16 protein-coding genes are annotated in these 19,968 nt (G+C 50.9%); 6 read left to right on the top strand and 10 right to left on the bottom strand.

The features are described 5' to 3' along the window. Both IE065_RS18100 and IE065_RS14740 read left to right on the top strand, forming a co-directional pair. Window positions 1-243 (top strand): hypothetical protein (locus IE065_RS18100; RefSeq protein WP_229792134.1); only part of this gene is annotated, 243 nt, incomplete at its 5' end. Next, window positions 240-1,388, top strand: coding sequence for a peptidylprolyl isomerase (locus IE065_RS14740; RefSeq protein ID WP_189516451.1), 1,149 nt, complete (start codon window positions 240-242; stop codon window positions 1,386-1,388). The genes IE065_RS18100 and IE065_RS14740, both read left to right, overlap by 4 nt. Before the next feature lie 127 nt (window positions 1,389-1,515). On the opposite strand, the gene IE065_RS14735 is transcribed toward IE065_RS14740, so the two are convergent. The 4 genes from IE065_RS14735 to IE065_RS14720 form a co-directional block, all read right to left on the bottom strand. Beyond that, window positions 1,516-4,011: an ATP-dependent Clp protease ATP-binding subunit gene (locus tag IE065_RS14735; protein WP_189516450.1), complete on the bottom strand. Its 2,496-nt coding sequence runs from the start codon at window positions 4,009-4,011 to the stop codon at window positions 1,516-1,518. Window positions 4,012-4,049: 38 nt separating this feature from the next. Continuing rightward, entirely contained in the window at window positions 4,050-5,159 is a 1,110-nt protein-coding gene (locus IE065_RS14730) for a protein arginine kinase (protein ID WP_229792133.1), read from the bottom strand. A gap of 68 nt (window positions 5,160-5,227) precedes the next feature. Continuing rightward, the gene (locus IE065_RS14725) at window positions 5,228-5,743 is read right to left on the bottom strand and encodes a UvrB/UvrC motif-containing protein (RefSeq protein ID WP_189516446.1); all 516 of its coding nucleotides are present in this window, start codon (window positions 5,741-5,743) and stop codon (window positions 5,228-5,230) included. An 83-nt stretch (window positions 5,744-5,826) separates the two neighbouring features. Further along, complete coding sequence (locus IE065_RS14720) at window positions 5,827-6,267, bottom strand: 3-hydroxyacyl-ACP dehydratase FabZ family protein (protein WP_229792132.1); 441 nt, start codon at window positions 6,265-6,267, stop codon at window positions 5,827-5,829. A 55-nt stretch (window positions 6,268-6,322) separates the two neighbouring features. Between IE065_RS14720 and IE065_RS14715 the strand changes: the two genes are divergently transcribed. After that, complete coding sequence (locus IE065_RS14715; protein WP_189516444.1) at window positions 6,323-7,270, top strand: antibiotic biosynthesis monooxygenase; 948 nt, start codon at window positions 6,323-6,325, stop codon at window positions 7,268-7,270. A 6-nt stretch (window positions 7,271-7,276) separates the two neighbouring features. On the opposite strand, the gene IE065_RS14710 is transcribed toward IE065_RS14715, so the two are convergent. From IE065_RS14710 to IE065_RS14700, 3 genes are all read right to left on the bottom strand, one after another. Next, window positions 7,277-7,759 (bottom strand): nucleoside deaminase, encoded by a 483-nt coding sequence (locus IE065_RS14710; RefSeq protein WP_189516442.1) that lies wholly within the window; start codon window positions 7,757-7,759, stop codon window positions 7,277-7,279. 31 nt (window positions 7,760-7,790) lie between these two features. Continuing rightward, window positions 7,791-8,099: a hypothetical protein gene (locus tag IE065_RS14705; RefSeq protein WP_189516440.1), complete on the bottom strand. Its 309-nt coding sequence runs from the start codon at window positions 8,097-8,099 to the stop codon at window positions 7,791-7,793. A 107-nt stretch (window positions 8,100-8,206) separates the two neighbouring features. Continuing rightward, entirely contained in the window at window positions 8,207-8,884 is a 678-nt protein-coding gene (locus IE065_RS14700) for a hypothetical protein (protein WP_189516439.1), read from the bottom strand. A gap of 147 nt (window positions 8,885-9,031) precedes the next feature. Between IE065_RS14700 and IE065_RS14695 the strand changes: the two genes are divergently transcribed. Next, on the top strand, window positions 9,032-9,505 hold the full coding sequence (locus IE065_RS14695) for a PEP-CTERM sorting domain-containing protein (protein WP_189516437.1): 474 nt from the start codon (window positions 9,032-9,034) through the stop codon (window positions 9,503-9,505). Between the two features lie 20 nt (window positions 9,506-9,525). Here IE065_RS14695 and IE065_RS14690 read toward each other — a convergent pair whose 3' ends face one another. Then, a complete protein-coding gene (locus IE065_RS14690; RefSeq protein WP_189516435.1) occupies window positions 9,526-10,212 on the bottom strand; it encodes a thioredoxin domain-containing protein in 687 nt (228 codons plus the stop codon). 73 nt (window positions 10,213-10,285) lie between these two features. Continuing rightward, window positions 10,286-12,898, bottom strand: coding sequence for an ATP-dependent chaperone ClpB (clpB, locus tag IE065_RS14685; RefSeq protein ID WP_189516461.1), 2,613 nt, complete (start codon window positions 12,896-12,898; stop codon window positions 10,286-10,288). 592 nt (window positions 12,899-13,490) lie between these two features. Between clpB and IE065_RS14680 the strand changes: the two genes are divergently transcribed. Further along, window positions 13,491-15,209 (top strand): ATP-binding protein, encoded by a 1,719-nt coding sequence (locus IE065_RS14680; protein ID WP_189516433.1) that lies wholly within the window; start codon window positions 13,491-13,493, stop codon window positions 15,207-15,209. A gap of 40 nt (window positions 15,210-15,249) precedes the next feature. Here the strand turns inward: IE065_RS14680 and IE065_RS14675 are convergent, their stop codons facing one another. Then, on the bottom strand, window positions 15,250-18,549 hold the full coding sequence (locus IE065_RS14675) for a mechanosensitive ion channel domain-containing protein (protein ID WP_189516431.1): 3,300 nt from the start codon (window positions 18,547-18,549) through the stop codon (window positions 15,250-15,252). Window positions 18,550-18,727: 178 nt separating this feature from the next. Here IE065_RS14675 and IE065_RS14670 point away from each other — a divergent pair, with 178 nt between their 5' ends. Further along, window positions 18,728-19,924, top strand: a complete 1,197-nt coding sequence (locus IE065_RS14670) for a hypothetical protein (protein WP_189516429.1) — start codon at window positions 18,728-18,730, stop codon at window positions 19,922-19,924. Window positions 19,925-19,968: the final 44 nt, after the last annotated feature.

Genomic DNA, 19,968 nt, shown 5'->3' with positions numbered 1-19,968 from the left:
CCCCCCCCCTCTGAGGTCAAGGCGCTCATTTTATTAACAGAAATTCGCGTCAGCGCTGAACGTTGTGGCATTTCTTCAGTCGAAAGCGAAGGAAACAAACTGAAATGCCGACGCGCCAAAAGCGGTGGCCCTGATTTTCTAATGATTGGCAATCGGTTTCCCCGCTTGACCGCTAAGGACGCCACCACCAGAATGCGCGAAATTTTGACATTCCTGAAACGCCAGGAACCCAACCAGACATGACCAAAAACCTGCCAACCTTCATCTTTACGCTGATTTTCGCACTCAGTGCGCATGCCCAGCCTCTGAAACAAGACTGGGACATCAAATACACCAACGGAATTGCTGCCCAAGTGAACGATCAGATCATCACACTGGAAGCACTGCGTAAAGAAGTTGCCCCGCTAGTGCCGGAAGTGCGCCGTAGTTCACGCACTCGGATGGATTTTGACCGAAACATCCAGCTCATCACGCGTGAAATCCTCCAAAACATGATCGACCAGATATTGATCATCAAGGAGTTCGACGATAAAGGTTACCGTATTCCGCAGTCTTATCTCGATAACGAATACGACGATTACGTCACCAAAGAATTTAACGGCGATCGGTCCGAATTCCTCGAATACCTCAGGCTACAGGGTAAGACAGATTTACAATTTCGCGAAGAGCTAAAGGACCGTATAGTTGTCGGTTACATGCGCGGACAAATGCTCAAGTCGCAAACCGAGGTGAGCCCGCAGAAAATCCGTGAGTATTACGAGAAAAACAAGAGCCAGTTCTTTGAAGACGAAGGCGTCAAGCTCCGCATGATCACTCTGATGCCGATCACCGGTGAAAGCGAGGATCTCATGGAACAACAAGCTACGACAATCATGACCCAGCTCGACCAAGGCGTCGATTTCGCAGAGCTCGCGGGTAAATACAGCCAAGACATGAATGCCGTTAACGGCGGCGACTGGGGCTGGCGCGAATACAGCGATTTGCGTGATGAACTGAGTGCCGCAGCCGCCAATCTAACGCCTGGTGAATACAGCCAGCCCGTCGTCATTGAAAACGTAACCTACATTCTCAAAGTAGACGAAAAGCGTGAATCTGGCGTGAAACAGCTAGAGGCGGTTCGTCAGGAAATTGAACAGGCAATTACTACTCAGCTCGCCCGTCAAGCTCAGCAACGCTGGTTAGAGCGTCTGCGCCGAAAGGCATACGTGAAGTTCTTCCTCCGCGAAGCCGGACCCAGCCCAGTGAATGATGACGGCCCAGTAGAGATGACAATTGGTAAACCCGAGGAGCCTATGCCTTGGGAGCAATTCCCTGGCGATCCAACTGCTCCAATTCCGGTTGAAGAGATTCCCCGTGTTAGCACGCCGAGCACTAGCCCCCGGCGATAAGCCAAGCAGTGTAAATCGCATGATTTGACCCCATGCCCTTCGCAGGTGAACTGAAGGTAAATCACTTCGCCAACAAAAAAGCCGCCCAATCAATTGGGCGGCTTTTTGATATAAATCTTTAGCTGTACTAACCAACCGTGGCTTCTTGCTCGAAGAACAACGCGTCATCACGGACGAGTACCTTGATTGGCTCACCACGCTTAACTTCGTCACGAAGAATCGCCTCAGCAAGCGGGTCTTCAAGGTGACGCTCAACAGCGCGCCGTAGCGGCCGGGCACCATATTTTTCGTCCCAACCACGCTCAATAAGATACTCCTTGGCTTCGTCCGAAAAATCGAAGCTGATGTTGTGATCCTTGAGGCGGACGCTAACCTTCTTGAGCTCCAAGTCTACGATGCGCTTCATGTGCTCCTTGGTCAGCTTGCGGAAGATTACTATTTCGGTGAGGCGGTTCAGAAACTCCGGTTTGAAGACCTTTTTCGTCTCATCGAGAATCTTGTCCTTCACACGCTCAAAATCGCGAGAATCGTCTATGCCGACATCAAAGCCCATCGAGGTATTGCGCTGAAGCACGTCAGCACCGACATTCGAAGTCATTATGAGGATCGTATTCCGGAAATCCACTGTGCGACCCAGGCTATCGGTCAGACGGCCATCTTCAAGCACTTGAAGAAGGATCTGAGCGACATCAGGGTGGGCCTTTTCGATTTCATCAAAAAGGATTACACAGTATGGCTTGCGGCGCACTTGCTCAGTTAGCTGACCACCCTCTTCGTAACCGACATACCCGGGGGGGGAGCCAATCAGGCGGCTAAGCGCAAATTTCTCCATGTATTCGGACATGTCGATTTGAATCAGTGCGTCCTGATCGCCAAACATTTTCTCGGCAAGAATTTTGGCAAGGTGAGTCTTACCAACGCCTGTCGGCCCGAGGAACATGAACGAACCAATCGGACGCCGTGGATCCTTAAGGTCTGCACGTGAGCGGCGAAGAGCTTTGGAGATAACCTCCGTTGCTTCGTTTTGCCCAATGATAAAATTCTGAAGATCGCTTTCCAGGCTGAGTAGCTTTTGTGTCTCAGTTTGCTCCATCTTGGAAAGCGGGATACCCGTCCAATCGGAAACAACTGCACACATGGCTTCGTCATCCACCGTAATGACCAATTCCTCGCGTGAGGTCTTCCAGTCTTCGATCATTTTTTCACGTTTAGCGCGGAGCTGCTTTTCCTGATCGCGGTATTTTGCAGCCTGCTCAAAGTGCTGCTTGCTGATTGCATCTTCCTTCTGGCTGCAAACCTCATCGATTTCGCCAGCAAGTTCTTCAATCTCCGGCGGGCGGTTCAGCGAGTCGATACGTGCCCGTGAACCTGCCTCGTCGAGAACGTCGATGGCCTTGTCCGGCAGAAAACGTGCGGTAATGTAACGGTCGGAAAGCTTGACCGCAAATTCGAGCGCTTTGTCGGTAAAAGTGACCTTGTGGTGGTCCTCATACTTGCCACGGATGCCCTGCAGAATGAGCAAGGTGTCAGCCATGTTAGGTGCCTCGACCTTGACGGATTGAAAGCGGCGATCAAGCGCACTGTCTTTCTCAATGTACTTACGATATTCCGCCAGAGTGGTTGCGCCAATGCATTGTAGCTCGCCTCGGCTAAGCGCTGGTTTAAAGATGTTTGAAGCGTCCATTGCGCCTTCTGCTGCGCCTGCACCTACAATGGTATGTAGTTCATCAATAAAGATGATGATGTTCTTCGCGCGGCGAATTTCATCCATAACCGCCTTGATGCGTTCTTCAAACTGGCCGCGGTACTTCGTGCCCGCAACCATCAGAGCGAGGTCGAGGGTGATAACACGCTTATCAGCAAGAATTTCTGGAACAACACCAGAGGCAATTTCCATTGCGAGTCCTTCAACAATGGCGGTTTTGCCCACACCGGCCTCACCGATGAGCACTGGGTTATTCTTCGTGCGGCGGCAAAGTATCTGGATTACTCGACGAATTTCCTTTTTACGACCGATAACTGGATCCATCTCACCATTACGGGCGAGCTCGGTCAGGTCACGGCCAAATGCCTTCAGGGCGGGGGTCTTGACTTCCTTTTTGTCGTCGCCGCCTGGGCCGCTAGCTCCTGCTGGCTGGGCAGCACCGCCCAAGGGGGCGTCCTCAGATTCACCCGAGAAGTTCGGATCCAGCTCGGAAAGGATTTCGTTGCGGCAGCGCTCGATGTCCACATCCAAGCTCTTCAGCACTCGTGCAGCGACACCTTCACCCTCACGCAACAGGCCAAGCAGAATATGCTCTGTGCCAATATACGAGTGATTAAGCGATTTCGCTTCCTTACCTGCCAAAGCGAGCACCTTCTTCACCCGGGGGGTGTATGGGATGCTGCCGGTCGGCTTGCTTTCTGGGCCTGTACCGACTTGCTTCTCCACAGCAGCACGCACGGTATCGAGATCCAGTCCCATTTTTTGCAGGACGTTGACGGCTACCCCTTGGCCTAAATTTATAAGACCGAGCAGCAAGTGCTCCGTCCCCACATAATTATGGTGAAAGCGGTCTGCTTCCTTGCGAGCAAGGGCAAGGACCTGTTGGGCTCTGGGGGTAAAATTGTTCATTGGCTCCATTCAGTTACAAGGTTCCTATTGGTTTAATATCATTAAAATCACGAAAATGCCAACTTGTCAAAATTCAGAGACGGCATATCACCAGTTTCTTTCCGCAACATCCGAGCCCGGGCAGTATCCCGGCCATCGCTGTCGATATTTTCTTTTGCGGCAAATTGTATATGGCCTGGCTGGCATTCCAGAAATAGGCGATCTACTTGAGCGCGCTGCTCAACGGGCAGAAGACCGCAGTCAACCGCCAGGCGTATGAGCGAGAGAAAATTCATAGCCTCACTTGAGCTTAAAACGTGCCCATGCTGCAAAATCCCGTAAGCGCGGCCAATTTTATCGGCTAATTTCTCAGGCTCATTTTCAATTAACCGGAGGCGCGCGTTGATTTCCTGCTCCTTGATCGTCTCGATCACAATACCCAAACGGCGGATAATATCCTGCTCGCTCTCCCCTAAGGTTTGCTGGTTTGATATCTGAAACAGGCTGCCAGAGGCGTCTGATCCTTCACCAAACAGACCACGTACGACCATTCCCAGTTGATTGACTGCCCGAACGACTTTTTCCATTTGGTTAGCCAAGACAAGTCCTGGCAGATGCATCATCACTGAAGCCCGCAAACCCGTTCCAACATTGGTCGGGCAGGCAGTGAGGTAACCCAAGTTTTCTGAAAAGGCATAGTTCAGGCTGGACTCTAATGAGGAGTCTATTGCATCAATCGCATTCCAGATATCATTAAAATGATAGCCGGAGCGAAGCACTTGAATCCGTAAATGGTCTTCCTCATTGATCATGATCGAGGTGGATTGGTCTGGGCTGACCACAACACCGGAGCCCGCCCCATGAGCAGATAATTCACGGCTGATCAAATGACGCTCCACGAGCACCTGCTTTTCGAGGTCAGAAAGATTCTCAATTTCGAGCACCGCCCCCTTTTGCATCTGTGCCAAGCCCGCAATTGTCTCTTCGCACTCAGACAAAACGGCGCGCCGCTGTGCCGCTTTGGCCCACCCTGGGAAAGCATGTCCCTGTAAATTACGCGCCAAACGCACCCGTGTGCTGATGATTACCTCTTGAGGTGGTTCGGCTGCATGGGTGAGTTCGCTTCTGCCATCAATGAGCGGTTGGATCTGCATATTTGCGTAAAAAGTCCTAGGCATGGAGGTTGGTTTTTCGGCGGCGTTATTTTTTTAGAATTTGGATAATAAAGCCTGAGCGGATTACCCTCCTAACCATAATTAACGTTACCTGACACCTGTGTGTTTTGCAAGGCTTTCAATTCATCTCTCAATCTCGCGGCCTCCTCATAGGCCTCTTCCTCGATTGCCTCTCGCAACGCTTTCTCAATAGCCTCAATTCGACGTGTTATCTGGATGCGGGCAAGAAGCTCGTCTGGGCATTTACCCGTATGATGCGTCCCACGATGCATTTTCTCCAGCATTGGGCTAATGAAGTCCCCCAATGATTCGTAACATTCGGGACAACCTAAGCGCCCTAGACGCTTGAAGTCACTGGGGCTAAAGCCACAGGCGGAACATGTCAGGCTGCCATCAGCGCCGGTACTGGCGCTCAAGTCATTCTGCGCCAACAACTGTGCAAGTGAGAACCCGGTGGGGTCCGTAACGCCCTTCTGATGTGGGCAGTTCTCACAAAAATCCAATTTCTTGATCTGATTGTTGATGATCTGCGTCAGATGAATCGTTGCTGGCTTTTGGCAGTGACTGCAATCAGGAGGCTTCGCCATGATGAAATTCCATTATTAAATATAAATCGAGCTACATTATCTATATCGACGTCTGTCGGATAATCCTAAGCATCGGATACAACTCAGAGTGACTCATCCACAAGTGCCAGCACAAACTCAATCGTCAGGGCGGTTTTACCCTCAATTTTGACAGAACCACGTAAAAAATAAAATCCGCGGATTTCTTCTTTGAACAAGGCCTCAATCTGCACGGTGTCACGAGGCTTGACCATTCGTTTAAAACGGGCGTCTTGAATCCGAGAAAGTACTGGCGTTTTGGCTTGAGCGGACTGTCCCAGCGCTTCGATACGCTTTACGAGCAATATCGCACCTGTCTGGAACACCGACTCACAAAGCAGCACGCCGGGCGTGATCGGATTCCCCGGATAATGCCCCTCGAAAAAAGCCTCGTCGGCTCGCAGAGTCCTTTGGCATAATGCGCGATCAGCAGATACTTCAAGGATCTCGTCAACGAAGAGAAACGGTGGTCGGTGGGGAATGGTGCGGAGTACGTCTTCCATCATCCAATTAAATTGACGGTCTTCACTGGATTGCAAAGGATATTTCTACAAGAAGTCCATGACTGCCCCCCAAACAGCCCAACCTGCGACCGTAATCATTTCACAAGTGGTGCCAGAAGATAAATGGGCTGAATTTGAGGAAATGCAGCATGAGCTCAACTTGCGCGTCCAGCATTTTGCCGGTTTCATCGGCACCGAGGTACTAAAGCCGAAAAAGGGCGTCCAAGAAGAATGGGTGGTAATTTTCCGGTTCGATAACCCAGAAAACCTTCAGGATTGGTTGGCGTCCAGACAGCGTACGCAGCTCATCAACGAATTGCTTCCCGAAGGGTGTGAACAAGCTCGCATGCAAATAATCGCGGAAGCACCTCGTGCACAGCATGTAACGGCAGTTTTTTCGCATCGCATTAAGGCTGGAAAAGAAGATAGCTATCGTGCTTGGAGAGTGAAAATATTGGAAGCGCAGAAGCAATTCCAAGGCTTTGTCGGCCAGGAGAGCTTTGATCCAGTAGAAGGGCTGACTCAAGAATGGGTCGACATAGCACGGTTTCAATCAACAGAAGCTGTTGATGAATGGCTAAAGTCCCCCTTACGTGTAAAATTGCTCGAAGAATTACAACCCATGTTGGACGAATTAGCCATTCGCCGTGTCGGCACAGGGTTGGATGGCTGGTTCCGCGTGAGCAGCGAAAGTCCACTGGTTGAGGCTCCCCCAGCTTGGAAACAGGCAGTTAGCGTTCTTTTTGCGCTTTATCCCACAGTCATGCTACTGTCGCTCTACTTTAATCCGCTCTTTGGGAAATCAACGCCGTTTGCGCTGGTCATGCTTTTTGGGAACGCGGTCAGCGTCGCTTTGCTCACTTGGGTAATCATGCCTTTTGTGAACCGCTTACTTGGCTGGTGGCTATTGCCTAAAAAGAAAAGCGCGGCCCTCGATATTGGCGGTGCCATTGGCATCATGCTGACGCTGATTGCGATGTATTTCTTATTCAACGCAATCGGTTAGGTCTGATCAATAAGGCGTTTTGTCCGGCAAGGCTGCGTATTTCTTCCAGACTTCCACGCCTTCAGCACGCAGTAGTTCCTGTTGCGGAATTTTGCGTTCGCTCGCAGGCTTGGTAAACTGCTCGTAAATGAAGGAGTCGTCAAAACCGCCGTATTCCAACGCATCGCCAATCGTTGCCGCGTAATAAATTTTGTCGATATGCGCCCAGTAAATCGCCGATAAGCACATTGGGCAAGGCTCGCCCGAAGTATAAATCGTGGCACCGCTCAAATCAAATGTGCCGAGGCGGCTACAAGCCGCACGGATAGCAGAGGTTTCTGCGTGCCAAGTGGGATCATTTTGGGCGATCACTCGGTTCCAACCTTCTCCGACAATAATGCCGTCTTTAACAACCACAGCGCCAAATACGCCGCCAGACCGGTCTTCCAATGATGCTCGGGCAGACAGGGCGATGGCCCGGCGCATGTATTTGTTTTGTTCGTCGCTCATGATTAGGGGGGGGGTATGGAGTTTGCCTGACTTATTTACCGGTGGGATCACCCAGATCTGGAATGCTTCTCAACGCGTTGGCTTCGCCCCACTGGGCCAGCTTACCGTCCACAAAGTAGACCATGTATGCGGGATCCTTGTCGGAATCCTGATAACGCCAGCCAGTCACAGTCTTGCCATCTTTATTAATGGATGAGGCAACGACTTGGTAGCTACTGCCAAGCTCACTTTTGACCTGATCCTGAGTCATCCCGAAGGATAAATCCTGCATCCGGCTGGAGAAGCTCGAACAAGCTGTTAACAATAACGCTAAAACCGTCAGGGACATTAATCGCTTCATGACGAATACCTTAGCTTAACATTATTAAGTTACAAGCCAGTTATCTCAACAGTGTGGGCAAAAGTTTAATGACAACCAAGTTTGCCCACCGGCTGCTTGACCGCTACTTAATCAATCTTCTTCAGTGTAAAAAATCGATTACCACCCAACACGCCATCATCGGAGTTAGGGATTTTGACAAAGTAACCGCCAGGATGAAATTTGGGACGGTTTGTCATCCAAGAATAGGAGCCTCCCGTTACCGCGATAGAGCCAACCCGAGCCAAGCTACCAAAGCGATCCGTCAAGTGCAGTTCACCGTCGAAATACTCATTGCTAATGGTGATCGCGTAGTCCAAAAGCCGAGAAAATCGCCCCGGCTTCCCCTGCCCCGCTATACCCATCAGGTAGTTAATGCGATCTTCGATCCTTGGAACCATCGCCAATTGTCCTGACTTATTCCGGTAAAATCCGTCCACTTGCCCGCGCTCCCCACCCGCAGTGATCACATCGAGGATGTTTGTTGAGTTGGTGTCGGCTACCTGCTCACGTGTATAGGGAATCGGCAAAGTCACACTTCGTGCATGCAGCGTCATGAGGATTGCCTCCATTGCTGCACGTGTATCAGCCTCGGAAACGTAGCCACTCTCACCTGGAAAGGGTGCCTCATTGATGAGCAAACGAGCCACATAGCCTTGGGGCGACGTGGCGGGCTTCAAATCAACTACAGCGCTGACAGGCGATACGCACAACGTCAGTAAAAACGCGCTGATCAGCAGTCGCCATACTTCCCATAATTCTCTCATCAAACGCATTATGGATACTAAAATCCCACGCGGCAATACAGTAACCACGCCCCCCGCATAAAGTCCAGACTCGACCTCGAATAGGCAACATTTCTTATCGCATTTGTAATCAACAAATCAGACATAGACTTAGATAATGGTAAATCCATGAGCCCCTACTACTACCTATTATTTATAGCCGCCACCCATTCAGCATTTGGCTTTGGGTCAATTGTCCAGCAATTCGAGCCCGGTGAAAGCACCGCAGATTGGAACAGCACTTGGGAAGCCCCAGACGACTTTGCCATTAGTGCGCCCTCTTTTCTGGCTTCATCCTTGGGTGGATTGCAGGATGGAGTTGGCTCAACCAGTTTCGGGCAGCAAGCCTACCGTGAATTCCTAAATAACACAGCGAATCTGGACCTGACGATAAACTATAGCATGTCGCTTTACGTCGAGATCTCCTTCGGGTTAGACACACCCGCTAGTGGGCGCTTCCACGTTGAGGCTTCTGCTGGCTTGGTCAATTTCGACGTCGATAATATCAACATCAGCAATACCGTTCCTGAGCCCCATACATACGCAATGATTGCTGGCTTGGGAGCCTGTGTTTTCGTGGCGTTCCGCAGACGCAAACGGTAATTGAGATTAGAATCCAGAAATCAATTTTCTGCTTCCGATTGTAGCTTCTGATATTCCTTGATGATCGCGCGGCGGATACGTTGCGAATTCATGCCGACGATAACCTCATCCCCCACAATAAACGCCGGACCGCGCGTTAATCCATGCTCCTCCAAAAGACGGTGTCCCGCAGATGATTTGATCGCATCATAAACGACATATGAGTAATCTTGATTCGTAAGGTAGCGCTTCACCTCGGACGTACACGGTGTGTTATCCGAAACCACCACGGTCACACGAACCTTCTTTTTCGCCTCATTATAAAGCTGATACTCAGTTAGTTCTGGGGTTGCCTTTGACAGTGTTGGACGCATTTCCTGCACCATGTCACGATTTGCTGGGTCAAGTTTATCCAGTTCAATGGCAAACGTTTCGTTATCGATGAGGCGCAACACATGGACATATCTGTCGTCTACTGAAATGATGCGACACTGTAACTCACGCCCCGATGTATCCAACAGCGTGACACTATCATTTTCATTTTTGGCGGACAGTCCGACCTTCTCGGAAAGCTCATTCATAATCGGATCAATGCCAACTTTTTCATCAGCAAAGAACGCCAACAGTGCAAAGCCTATAATTAATGCGATTAACCCATATTTCACGACGGTTAATATCTGATTCTGTAAAACATGTGCAAGGAAATCTTTATCGTGAATCTGCTTCATAAACACAATGAGCCCCAGCCACGTAATTGGCTGGGGCTCTGCCTGTACTCTATCCTTGTACTATTCTGATCTACTATGAAACTGAAACGATGGGCTGCATCGTCAAGTCGTTGTCCTGAATGCTGAACGTGATCTGATCACCCTCACCGATGTCGCCAGCAATGAGACTGCGGGCCAGTTGGGTTTCCACGCGTTTTTGTAGGAAACGTTTGAGCGGGCGGGCACCGTAGACCGGGTCGTAGCCACGTTCGGCCACCCATTCACGGGCCTTGTCATCCAATGTAACCTTGACGCGACGTTCCTCGAGGCGCTTGTTCAAGTCGGCAACAAGCAGATCAACGATTCGAGTGATCTCTTCCAGTTTAAGCGGTTTGAACAGAATGATGTCGTCAATGCGATTGAGGAATTCCGGGCGGAATCCGGCGCGCAGCTCCGTCATCACCGATTCACGGACGCTCTCTGGGATTTCGCTGCCGGATACACCCTCGATGAGGAAGCGACTACCGACATTGGAGGTCATGATGATCACAGTGTTTTTGAAGTTCACCACGTGCCCCTGGCTATCGGTGATGCGGCCATCGTCGAGGATCTGCAGCAGCACGTTGAAGACGTCCGGATGGGCCTTTTCGATTTCGTCGAACAGGATCACCGAATACGGCTTGCGACGCACGGCTTCAGACAGTTGGCCACCTTCTTCGTAACCGACGTACCCGGGGGGGGCACCGATCAATCGGGCCACACTGTGCTTCTCCATATACTCGCTCATATCGATGCGAACAATATTCTCCTCGGTGTCGAACAGCGATTCAGCCAAGGTCTTGGCGAGCTCGGTTTTACCAACGCCAGTCGGGCCGAGGAAAAGGAACGAGCCAATTGGCCGACGCGGGTCCTTGATGCCAGATCGTGCACGTAAAATAGCTTCGCTGACTAAGGTCACGGCTTCGTCTTGGCCGATCACGCGGTCATGCAGAACATTTTCGAGGTTGAGCAGTTTGTCGCGCTCGCCTTCGACTAATCGAGTAACCGGAATCCCAGTCCAGCGCGCAACGATTTCAGCAATTTCCTCCGGTGAAACTTCCTCGCGAACGAGCGTTTCGCCCTTATCAACTTGCTTGTGCTCCTTGGCCTCAAGGTCCTTGAGCTGTTGTTCCAGTTGAGGCAGGCGGCCATGGCGAAGCTCAGCGAGCTTTTGCAAGTCATAAACCCGCTCGGCCTCGGCCATTTGTTGGCGCACTTGTTCGATCTCTTCGCGGACTGTCTGAGCCTTGTTTAGCTCAGCCTTTTCAGCCTCCCAACGAGCACGCAACGCATTGGCCTTCTCGCGGATGTCCGACAGCTCCTTACGCAGTGTTTCGAGACGTTGCTTGGAGGCTTCGTCCTTCTCCTGCTTGAGTGCCTGTTCTTCGATTTCGAGCTGCATCACGCGGCGGTTGAGCCCGTCAAGCTCGGCGGGCATCGAATCCATTTCCGTTCGAATCTGAGCGCAGGCTTCATCGACGAGGTCGATCGCCTTGTCGGGCAGGAAACGTTCCGTAATATAACGCTGGGATAACACCGAGGCCTGCACCAAAGCGGCGTCTTGGATGCGCACGCCGTGGTGGACTTCAAAACGCTCACGCAGACCGCGCAGGATCGAAATAGTGTCCTCGACTGAAGGCTGGTCAACCAGCACAGTCTGGAAACGACGCTCCAGCGCAGCATCCTTCTCAATGTATTTCCGGTATTCGTCCAGCGTAGTCGCGCCGATACAGCGGAGTTCGCCACGAGCCAACATCGGCTTGAGCATATTACCAGCGTCCATCGCGCCATCGGTTTTCCCGGCTCCTACGATCGTGTGTAATTCATCAATGAAGAGGATTACCTTGCCTTCACTGGACTTGATTTCATTCAGAACGGCCTTGAGGCGCTCTTCGAATTCGCCACGGAATTTAGCACCTGCAACCAGGCTTGCCATATCAAGAGAAAATACGGTCTTCTCCTTCAGGCCTTCGGGTACGTCCCCACGCACAATACGCTGGGCAAGGCCTTCGACGATGGCGGTTTTGCCAACGCCAGGCTCGCCAATAAGGACCGGATTATTCTTGGTCTTACGGGAAAGAATTCGGATCACACGCCGGATTTCATCATCACGCCCGATGACCGGATCAAGCTTTCCCTGTTTGACAAGTTCTACGAGATCCTGGCCGTATTTAGCCAAGGCTTCATAGGTCGCCTCAGGGTTTTGCGAAGTGACTCGCTGATTGCCCCGCACCTGCTTGAGTGCTTCCAACACACATTTTTTGTTGAGCTGGAATGAGTCGAAGAATTTGCGAAGCTTATCGTCTTTGCTAGAGACAAGACCAAGCAATAGGTGCTCAACGGAGATGTATTCATCCTTGAGTTTCTTAGCCTCGTCTTCGGCATGGGAAAAAACGTCCTGCAACGCTGATGTGATATACACGTTGCTGGCGTCGATATGGCCTGTGACAGAGGGCAAACGCCCCAGTTCGCGCTCATTCGCTAAGCGCACGGCATTAGGCGTTATGTCCAGCTTGTTGAGGACGCTCGGCACAATGCCGCCCTCCTGCTCAAGCAGCGCACGCAAAAGGTGCCACCCGTCAATTTGCTGGTGGTTGCGACGACGTGCTTCGTTCTGCGCACTCATCACGGCCTCACGGGCCTTTTCAGTAAAGCGGTTAAAATCGATATTCATACTCTTCTCTTTGCATCAAACATGCCGATATAATTTAAACGAACAAAACATCACATAAGCCATTGTATATATATTACTTATGAAACAACAACCCATCAACATCAAGGCAGGGAAGGCGTCATATTGTCACACTCGAGCGACGTTTATTCACAGCGAGACAACCATAAATTGAATAAATATTCCTTAACGTCGGCACAAACTACCGGTGGGTTCTGTCGCAAACCACTGGTGAGTTCTAATGCAAAGCACCGGAAAGTTGGAGTAACATCTGGTAGTATCATGATTCGCTGGGTGGTGAACGTCAGTGTGTCTCCAGCAAAACCGAGCATTTCGTTGTGGCAAAATTCGCTATTCACAGAAAAATGTCAGCTCTTAATGACGCCGTCAAAATTCACTTATCCCTTTGTTTTCTAATTATTTATCTCTCGATCAACCCATCACCCGACACCGTCAACGATGCCATTGATGTGTATCTTTGGTCCATTTCCCCACTAAATGACGTAATCGGGTAAGAAGTTCACTTTAGAAACTAAATTCCTTCACCGACATTCCGATACAAAGAGAGTTGTTAAAAGTCATTTCCATCTTGCTGTTGTCCGTCTCCTGCGGACTGATTACGTCCGTATGGGCTCAACCGGAACCCCAAGTCGATGTTCTGGCTGAGAAAAATGTCGATTCGACGCATCCCACCTTTAGCCAGGAAGAAATCGACTGGATTAAGCAGCACCCCCGTATCAGTGTTGGCGCAGACACCCACTTCCCCCCCTTCGAGTTCCTCAACAACGATAACAAAATCGTCGGGCTCGCCATCGCTTACTTGGATCTTATTTCGGAGGAAACTGGCATTAAATTCGACATCAGATCCTCTAGCCGGTGGCAGGATTTAATGGCCAAAGCAGAAAAAGGTGACATTGGCCTACTTTCCGGTGCTGTCGCAACCCATACTCGGCGTGAAAAACTGTATTTCTCAAAGCCGTATGCTGCTTTTCCATCTGTCATTGCAACGCGTGATGACGCTCATTTTGTGGGTTCCTTAAGTAACTTGGTCGGCAAGAAAGTCGCGGTTGTGGAGGGCTTCTTTGAGGAAGACATCCTGCGCCGAGACTACCCAGAGCTGACCGTGGTCACCTATCCCTCCCGCCGTGAAGCACTGTATGCTGTTTCAACCAAAGAAGCCTTCGCATACATCGGTAATCTAGCCATTATCAGCTATCTCATTCGTTCGGAAAACTTCGACAACGTGCAGATTGCCGCCCCAACACCCTTTAACCGCATTGGGCTAAGCATGGCGGCCAAGGATCCGATCCTGATTAGCATCATCGATAAAGTCCTGACCAACGTGAGTCCGGAAAAACAGAATTCTCTCGAACAAAATTGGATTGCCGTTCGCTACCAGAACGTCGAATACCTCATTTTTGGAAAAGTCGGTGTCGGTTTGTTGGCCATAGTCTTGCTCTCCCTTGCTTGGATTTACTCGCTGAAAAGACAGATTAAAAAGCGCAAAATATCCGAAGAAGAACTCTCTCTCGCCAAATCGTTCGCTGAAAATGCGAAAGCCCAGGCCGAAACCGCCAAAGCCCGCGCTGAAGACGCAAATAGCCGTAAATCCGAATTCCTAGGCATCGCCGCACACGACTTAAAGAACCCGTTGGGCAGTATTCGCGGACTTTCCGAGCTGATGTTGGAAGACCTACAAAACACGTCGCTTCCTGAATCGCAGCTTAAGGAATCCATCGAAACCTTGGATACCATCCGCGATGCCGCAGATCATATGCTTGAACTGGTTAAGGAACTGCTCGACGTCGAGGCATTGGAAAGCGGCATTGGCCAGAATGACGAAGAATACGTCATGCTGAACACGGTGCTGGAGGATGTTGTGGATTTCAACCGACACGCCGCCGAAAAGAAATCCATCGACATGAAATACAACTGTTCGGTGAAAAATCCAGTCACCCATGGCGACTTGGGCCGCATTCGTGAAATCCTTGATAATCTGGTCAATAACGCAGTCAAATACACCCAGCCAAAGGGACAAATACTTGTGCTGCTCGATTTCATGGAACACAACAAAATGCTGCGTGTAACTGTGGAAGACGAAGGCCCCGGCCTGAGCCCTGGCGACCAAGCCAAGCTGTTTGGTCGCTTTGCCCGCGGTAGCGCAATTCCCACTGGAGGCGAAAGCTCAACCGGCCTCGGCTTATCGATCGTCAAGCTGATGATTGAAGAAATAGGCGGGCGCACGTGGGCGGAAAACCGCACGGATCGCAAGGGCAGTCGCTTCTTCGCTGAATTCCCCCGCTATTGAGGAAATCAACTTCATCACGTCAGCGTTGGCAGTGGTGATTTTAATTATTCAATGGAGGCTCACCCAGTCCCGTCGTCTCCTCAGTTGGGAACAACCCAGCCGGTCCATCGACAATGTGTAAATCACGCTGAGGCAAGGGAATCTTTATACCAGCCGCATTCATTGATTCGTAGATGCCCTGCTGGAGATCACTAGATACTGCCAATCGGCCATCAAGCGTGCCAAGATAGGCGAACCCCAGAAACAACAGCGAGCTTTCACCGAATTCTTTGAAGAAAACCGCTGGGGCCGGATCCTCCAGCACGCGTTCGTCTTTCTCAATGACTTCCAAGATGAGCTGCTTCACTTGGCTAATATCAGAACCATAGGCCACGCCAACGTTCAAGGTAATGCGCGTTAGCGTGTCACTGAGCGTCCAGTTCGTCAGTTGGCCGGTAACAAATTCCTTGTTGGGTACAATCAGCTCACGGCGATCCCACTCCATAATTGTAGTGCCACGCATCTGTATGCGCGTCACCTTCCCTGTTGTCTCACCGACAGTAACGATGTCTCCGACACGAATCGGCCGCTCGAACAACAGGATAATGCCCGCCACCAAATTACCAAATATTTCCTGCATCCCGAAGCCAAGCCCCACCGAAATCGCCGCAATGAGCCACTGAATATTCCCCCACTCAATCTCCAAAATCTTGCTTGCCCAGATAACGCCAATAATCACCACGATGTAGGCGACTAATGTTGAAAACGCGTGACGGCTACCAGGATCAATCGATCCAAGACGCCGCAGGATTAATATCTCGAAAAGCCGTGGAAGGCTGCGGGCAAGCATCACCGTTGTAACCAGACAGATGATCAGCATGCTCGTCTGCCCCAGTGAGATGAATGGCTCGCCATTAAATGTCAGTAGCGAAAATGAACCCAGTTTTTGCAGCGAAGGAAAGGCATCAGCCCATATCGCACTTAGCCCCACCAGGATTAAAATCCATTGGAGAAAGCTCATTACCTGTCTGGTCGATTCATCAAGTTGGAAGCCATTCGGCTCACTCATTTCAGCAATTTGGCCAGCCGCGAGTTCTTCTTTCTCCTGCTGATGTGCATTCCACTGCTGAATCTCCAAGTACAACTCGGCCAGTCCTTTAATAATCAGCACCGCCGCCAGCAGCCAGAAAGTCCGGAACGTGTGCCCCCAAAGCATCACCGCTCCAAGCATATAGCCGCTGATCACCAAAACACTCAGGAAGCTCTGCCATCCCATGAGCAAAAGATAAATGACCCAGCGCAGGCCTATACTGGAGCTCAACATTCCGTAACCCCGAGAAAGAATTCCCTTCCCAGGTGAGAAGATAACATGCAGGGCCAGCAGACACAGAATGAAGGATGGCAAAAGGAAAACGCGTGAACCCGAAAAATAGTTTATATAATCCCCGTAATTATCCAGAATGACCGAAAAGATGCCAAGGCACAGGGCCGGCCCCAGAAACCAACGAATTGCTTTGTTGATCTGGAAACAGGAGGTGCGGGGCCAGCGTAAATGATTCTGCCCCAAACCATTGGGCCGCGTGATTCGATACAGAAGGACGACGAAGAAGATCGCGGGCGTTACCGCGGTAGTCGTGACTGCTATCGCGTTGGAGAGATTACCATTGAGCTTTGGGTCATCTAACACCCAGCTAATCAGGTGCAGAAAGGCCAATGGAAGCGACGCGATGTAGAGCTCGAAAATCAATAACTTAACCGTGCGACCATACTTTGAAAGGCTGGCGGGAAGCTGGCGTTCCTGTTGAGTCAGTTGTGACCAACGCCGCGTGATCATGAAAAACACACCGAATACCAGCGCAAAAGCCAGCGTCCGCAGAACAGGGCCTTTAATGATCGTATCAATTATCGCCGTAAATTCATGCACCACATTCCCCATCAAACCTGGCAATGAAGAAACGTCTCGCGTCGACATAATGTCGCGGCTGGGAATCCACAATATATTCTCCGATGCATAGTCTCGGAATTGTTCCGTGGCTTGCATTGTGGCGATGATCTCAGTGTCCGTCGCCAATAGGATCTCGAAGTAGTTGTTAGCGTCACTCTTCAGCCCAGCAATGTTTTCTCGGCTCTGCTTGAGTAAGTCCTGCAGGACATCAAGGTCTTCATGTGTCCGCAGCCACTTCACCTCTTTTTCATCCAACTCGATTCCCAGCGCGCTGAGTTGTGCTTCTGGGCTTTGCGATTCATTCAGCTCATCGGGCAGGTCAAATAATTCTAGCTGCGTCGCGCGAACTTCTTCTTCCAGTTCATCCTGCTCGTCCTCAAGTTTTCCCAATTTAGGCAGTTCGCCCAATTCCTTCAGCATGATGGTGGCCGCCGCTTGAGAAAACCCAGATATTTCGACGCGCTTCTTTATCTCAGCCAGTTGCTTATTGATCCATTCGGCACGGTACTCGAAATATTTATGTCGCTGACCAATCCGCTCAAGGTATTGATTCAGCTCCTTGCTGCGCTTCAGCAATTCTTGATTGCTTTTGGCCAGCTTTTGCAGCACCGGCGACTTCATTGCTGCATTGCGAGATGTCTCACGTAGCGCCTCCTCTTGCTGCTTAAGGTCGTCACTGCGCAGTTGCTTGATCTGAACGGTCAACCGGTTATTCCAGTCGGTCATCGCCGCCTGTCGTATCTTCGCAATTTCCAATTGCTTACTCAACGAAACCTTACGCGTATCTGCCGCGGCGATCGATAACTCCAGGAAATCGGATTCCGCTTGCCAAGCCTGCATCTTCGCCTCGGCAGCCATTGCTTCGGGGTCCGTTCCTGTCGCCTGATTTTTGGGGTCGTTGATCAGTTGCTTGAGTTCATTTAGGCGCTGAGTTTGCTGCAGCCTTCGCTGTGGCGCAGATGACAACAGGCCACTCAATTCCTTAACGCTGTCATTAACCTCCCGAAGTTTTGGCGAGAGTGTCTTCAATGCGTTTTCGACTTCTTCGCTCGTTGTCGGCAAAGTTGCCTTGGCCAAATCAGCCGATTCCGTGTTCGCCGTAGTTAAGTCAGTGTCTAGGTTCTGACTCAATCCGCTGTTTTTCTCCAGTTGAGTAACCTTCGCATTCCAACTAGCCTCCGCATTTAACGCCTCCAAAGCCGCTTGCAAATTCGTATAGTCGTGAGTTGCTGGAGCATCCGCTGTTGGCTGAGGCAATTTTTCCAGCAGCTGCTTAACCTCCTCTACTGTGAGGACGTTCGTCTCGGAATTAACGATATTCGACTGTGGCGCGACTTCCTCCACGATGGACGGTGTCGCAGTCACCATTGGGATTTCCTCCTGCCCCCATAGCATAATGGGGAATCCCCAAAACACACTGAAAATAAGAACAATGAAACCAGCCCGCCATCGATTAGCATGTGCGAAAGAATTACTTAACTGCCCCCAAATCATGAAGATATGTTAGATCGACCGTTAGCAGCATGGCAAACCTTGGCGTCAGGTAAATGTAAGCCAGGATCCATCGATCAGAAGTGATATCTAATGAACACCTATGAGATTGATTGCCTGCCTAATTTTTCTCGCGCTTTGGGACCCTCTGTTTGCGCAGAAAACACCAACGCTGATGAATATGCTTCCGGCATTGGATGCGGTCAACGGCGAGCAGCAGCGTCAACGTGCAACGGCCATGATCACGGCCAATTACGAGCGTTGGCTCAAAGATCCGGCGGCTTTCCGTAAGCTGGTTGACGATGAATGCGGGCTGTTTCCCGAAGGCCAACTTTACCCGTATTTCCTCCCCGCAATGGCCTTTGCCCAACTGTCAACCTCAGATACCGCACGGTCTCGTGAACACTTGGCGCGCAGCGAATTACTGCTCAAGATGGGGCTTCCAGTTGCTGGCAAAATCGTTGATGCCAAGAGCGACGACCTTCTTCAACTGAAGGACTACGACCGTCAAGCCACGACACTGAGCACGGTTTCCCTTGCACTGGGCCTTTATCGTTGGGCTGGTGGCACCGACCCGCGCCTGCAAGCGTATCACCGCCACATCAACCAATTACTAGGCTTGGCCTTGGCTCGGGCCGATGGTCAGCCGATCCATTCCTACCCGAATTACTCGTGGAACTACGACACTGTGGCGAGCCTGGTCGCGCTGCGCCTCGCCCCCGACCTGACTCCAAATATTCCAGTTAATGCGATTTGGAGAAAGCATGAGTTGTGGATTCAGCGTTACGCCTACGACCAAAAAAACCAACTCCCATACAGTGTTGCTGGCTTTGGTTACACCGATGGTCCCTCCCCCCCGCGCGGCTGCGATGTCTTTTTTAGAGTAATGATCTTGGCCTATGTTGACCCACCTGCCGCCAGGGCTCTATTTGCCCGTTGTCAACAAGCACTGGAGCGTGAAACTGGCCAATTCTACGGCTTCGCCGAATACCCACTTGGTGCCAAACAAATCGAGGACAACGACTCCGGGCCGATCATCATGGATATGGGCCTCAGCGCCACCGGCCTTGCTATCGGTGCCGCGCGCGCCGCCAATCAGCCCGAGGTCGTCAGCCGCCTTTGCCGCCAGTTCGTCTTTCGCGAGCCACTTTTGATGATGGCCTCGACGATGAACATGCAGCAAATGCCCGGCTCGTGGTTCTGGAACGCCGTGGACGTCAATCCACAATACTTCACCGGCTTCCTCTTCGGCGACGCGGTGATGTTTTATTCGCTGACGTGGAACTCGATGAACCGTTAAACGAAAATCATCAGAACTAACTCAAGAAACATGACGGCGTGGAT

This window comes from Cerasicoccus arenae (assembly GCF_014651635.1).
GTDB classification, from domain to species: Bacteria; Verrucomicrobiota; Verrucomicrobiia; order Opitutales; family Cerasicoccaceae; genus Cerasicoccus; species Cerasicoccus arenae.
This window is presented reverse-complemented; position numbering and strand designations above follow the sequence as displayed.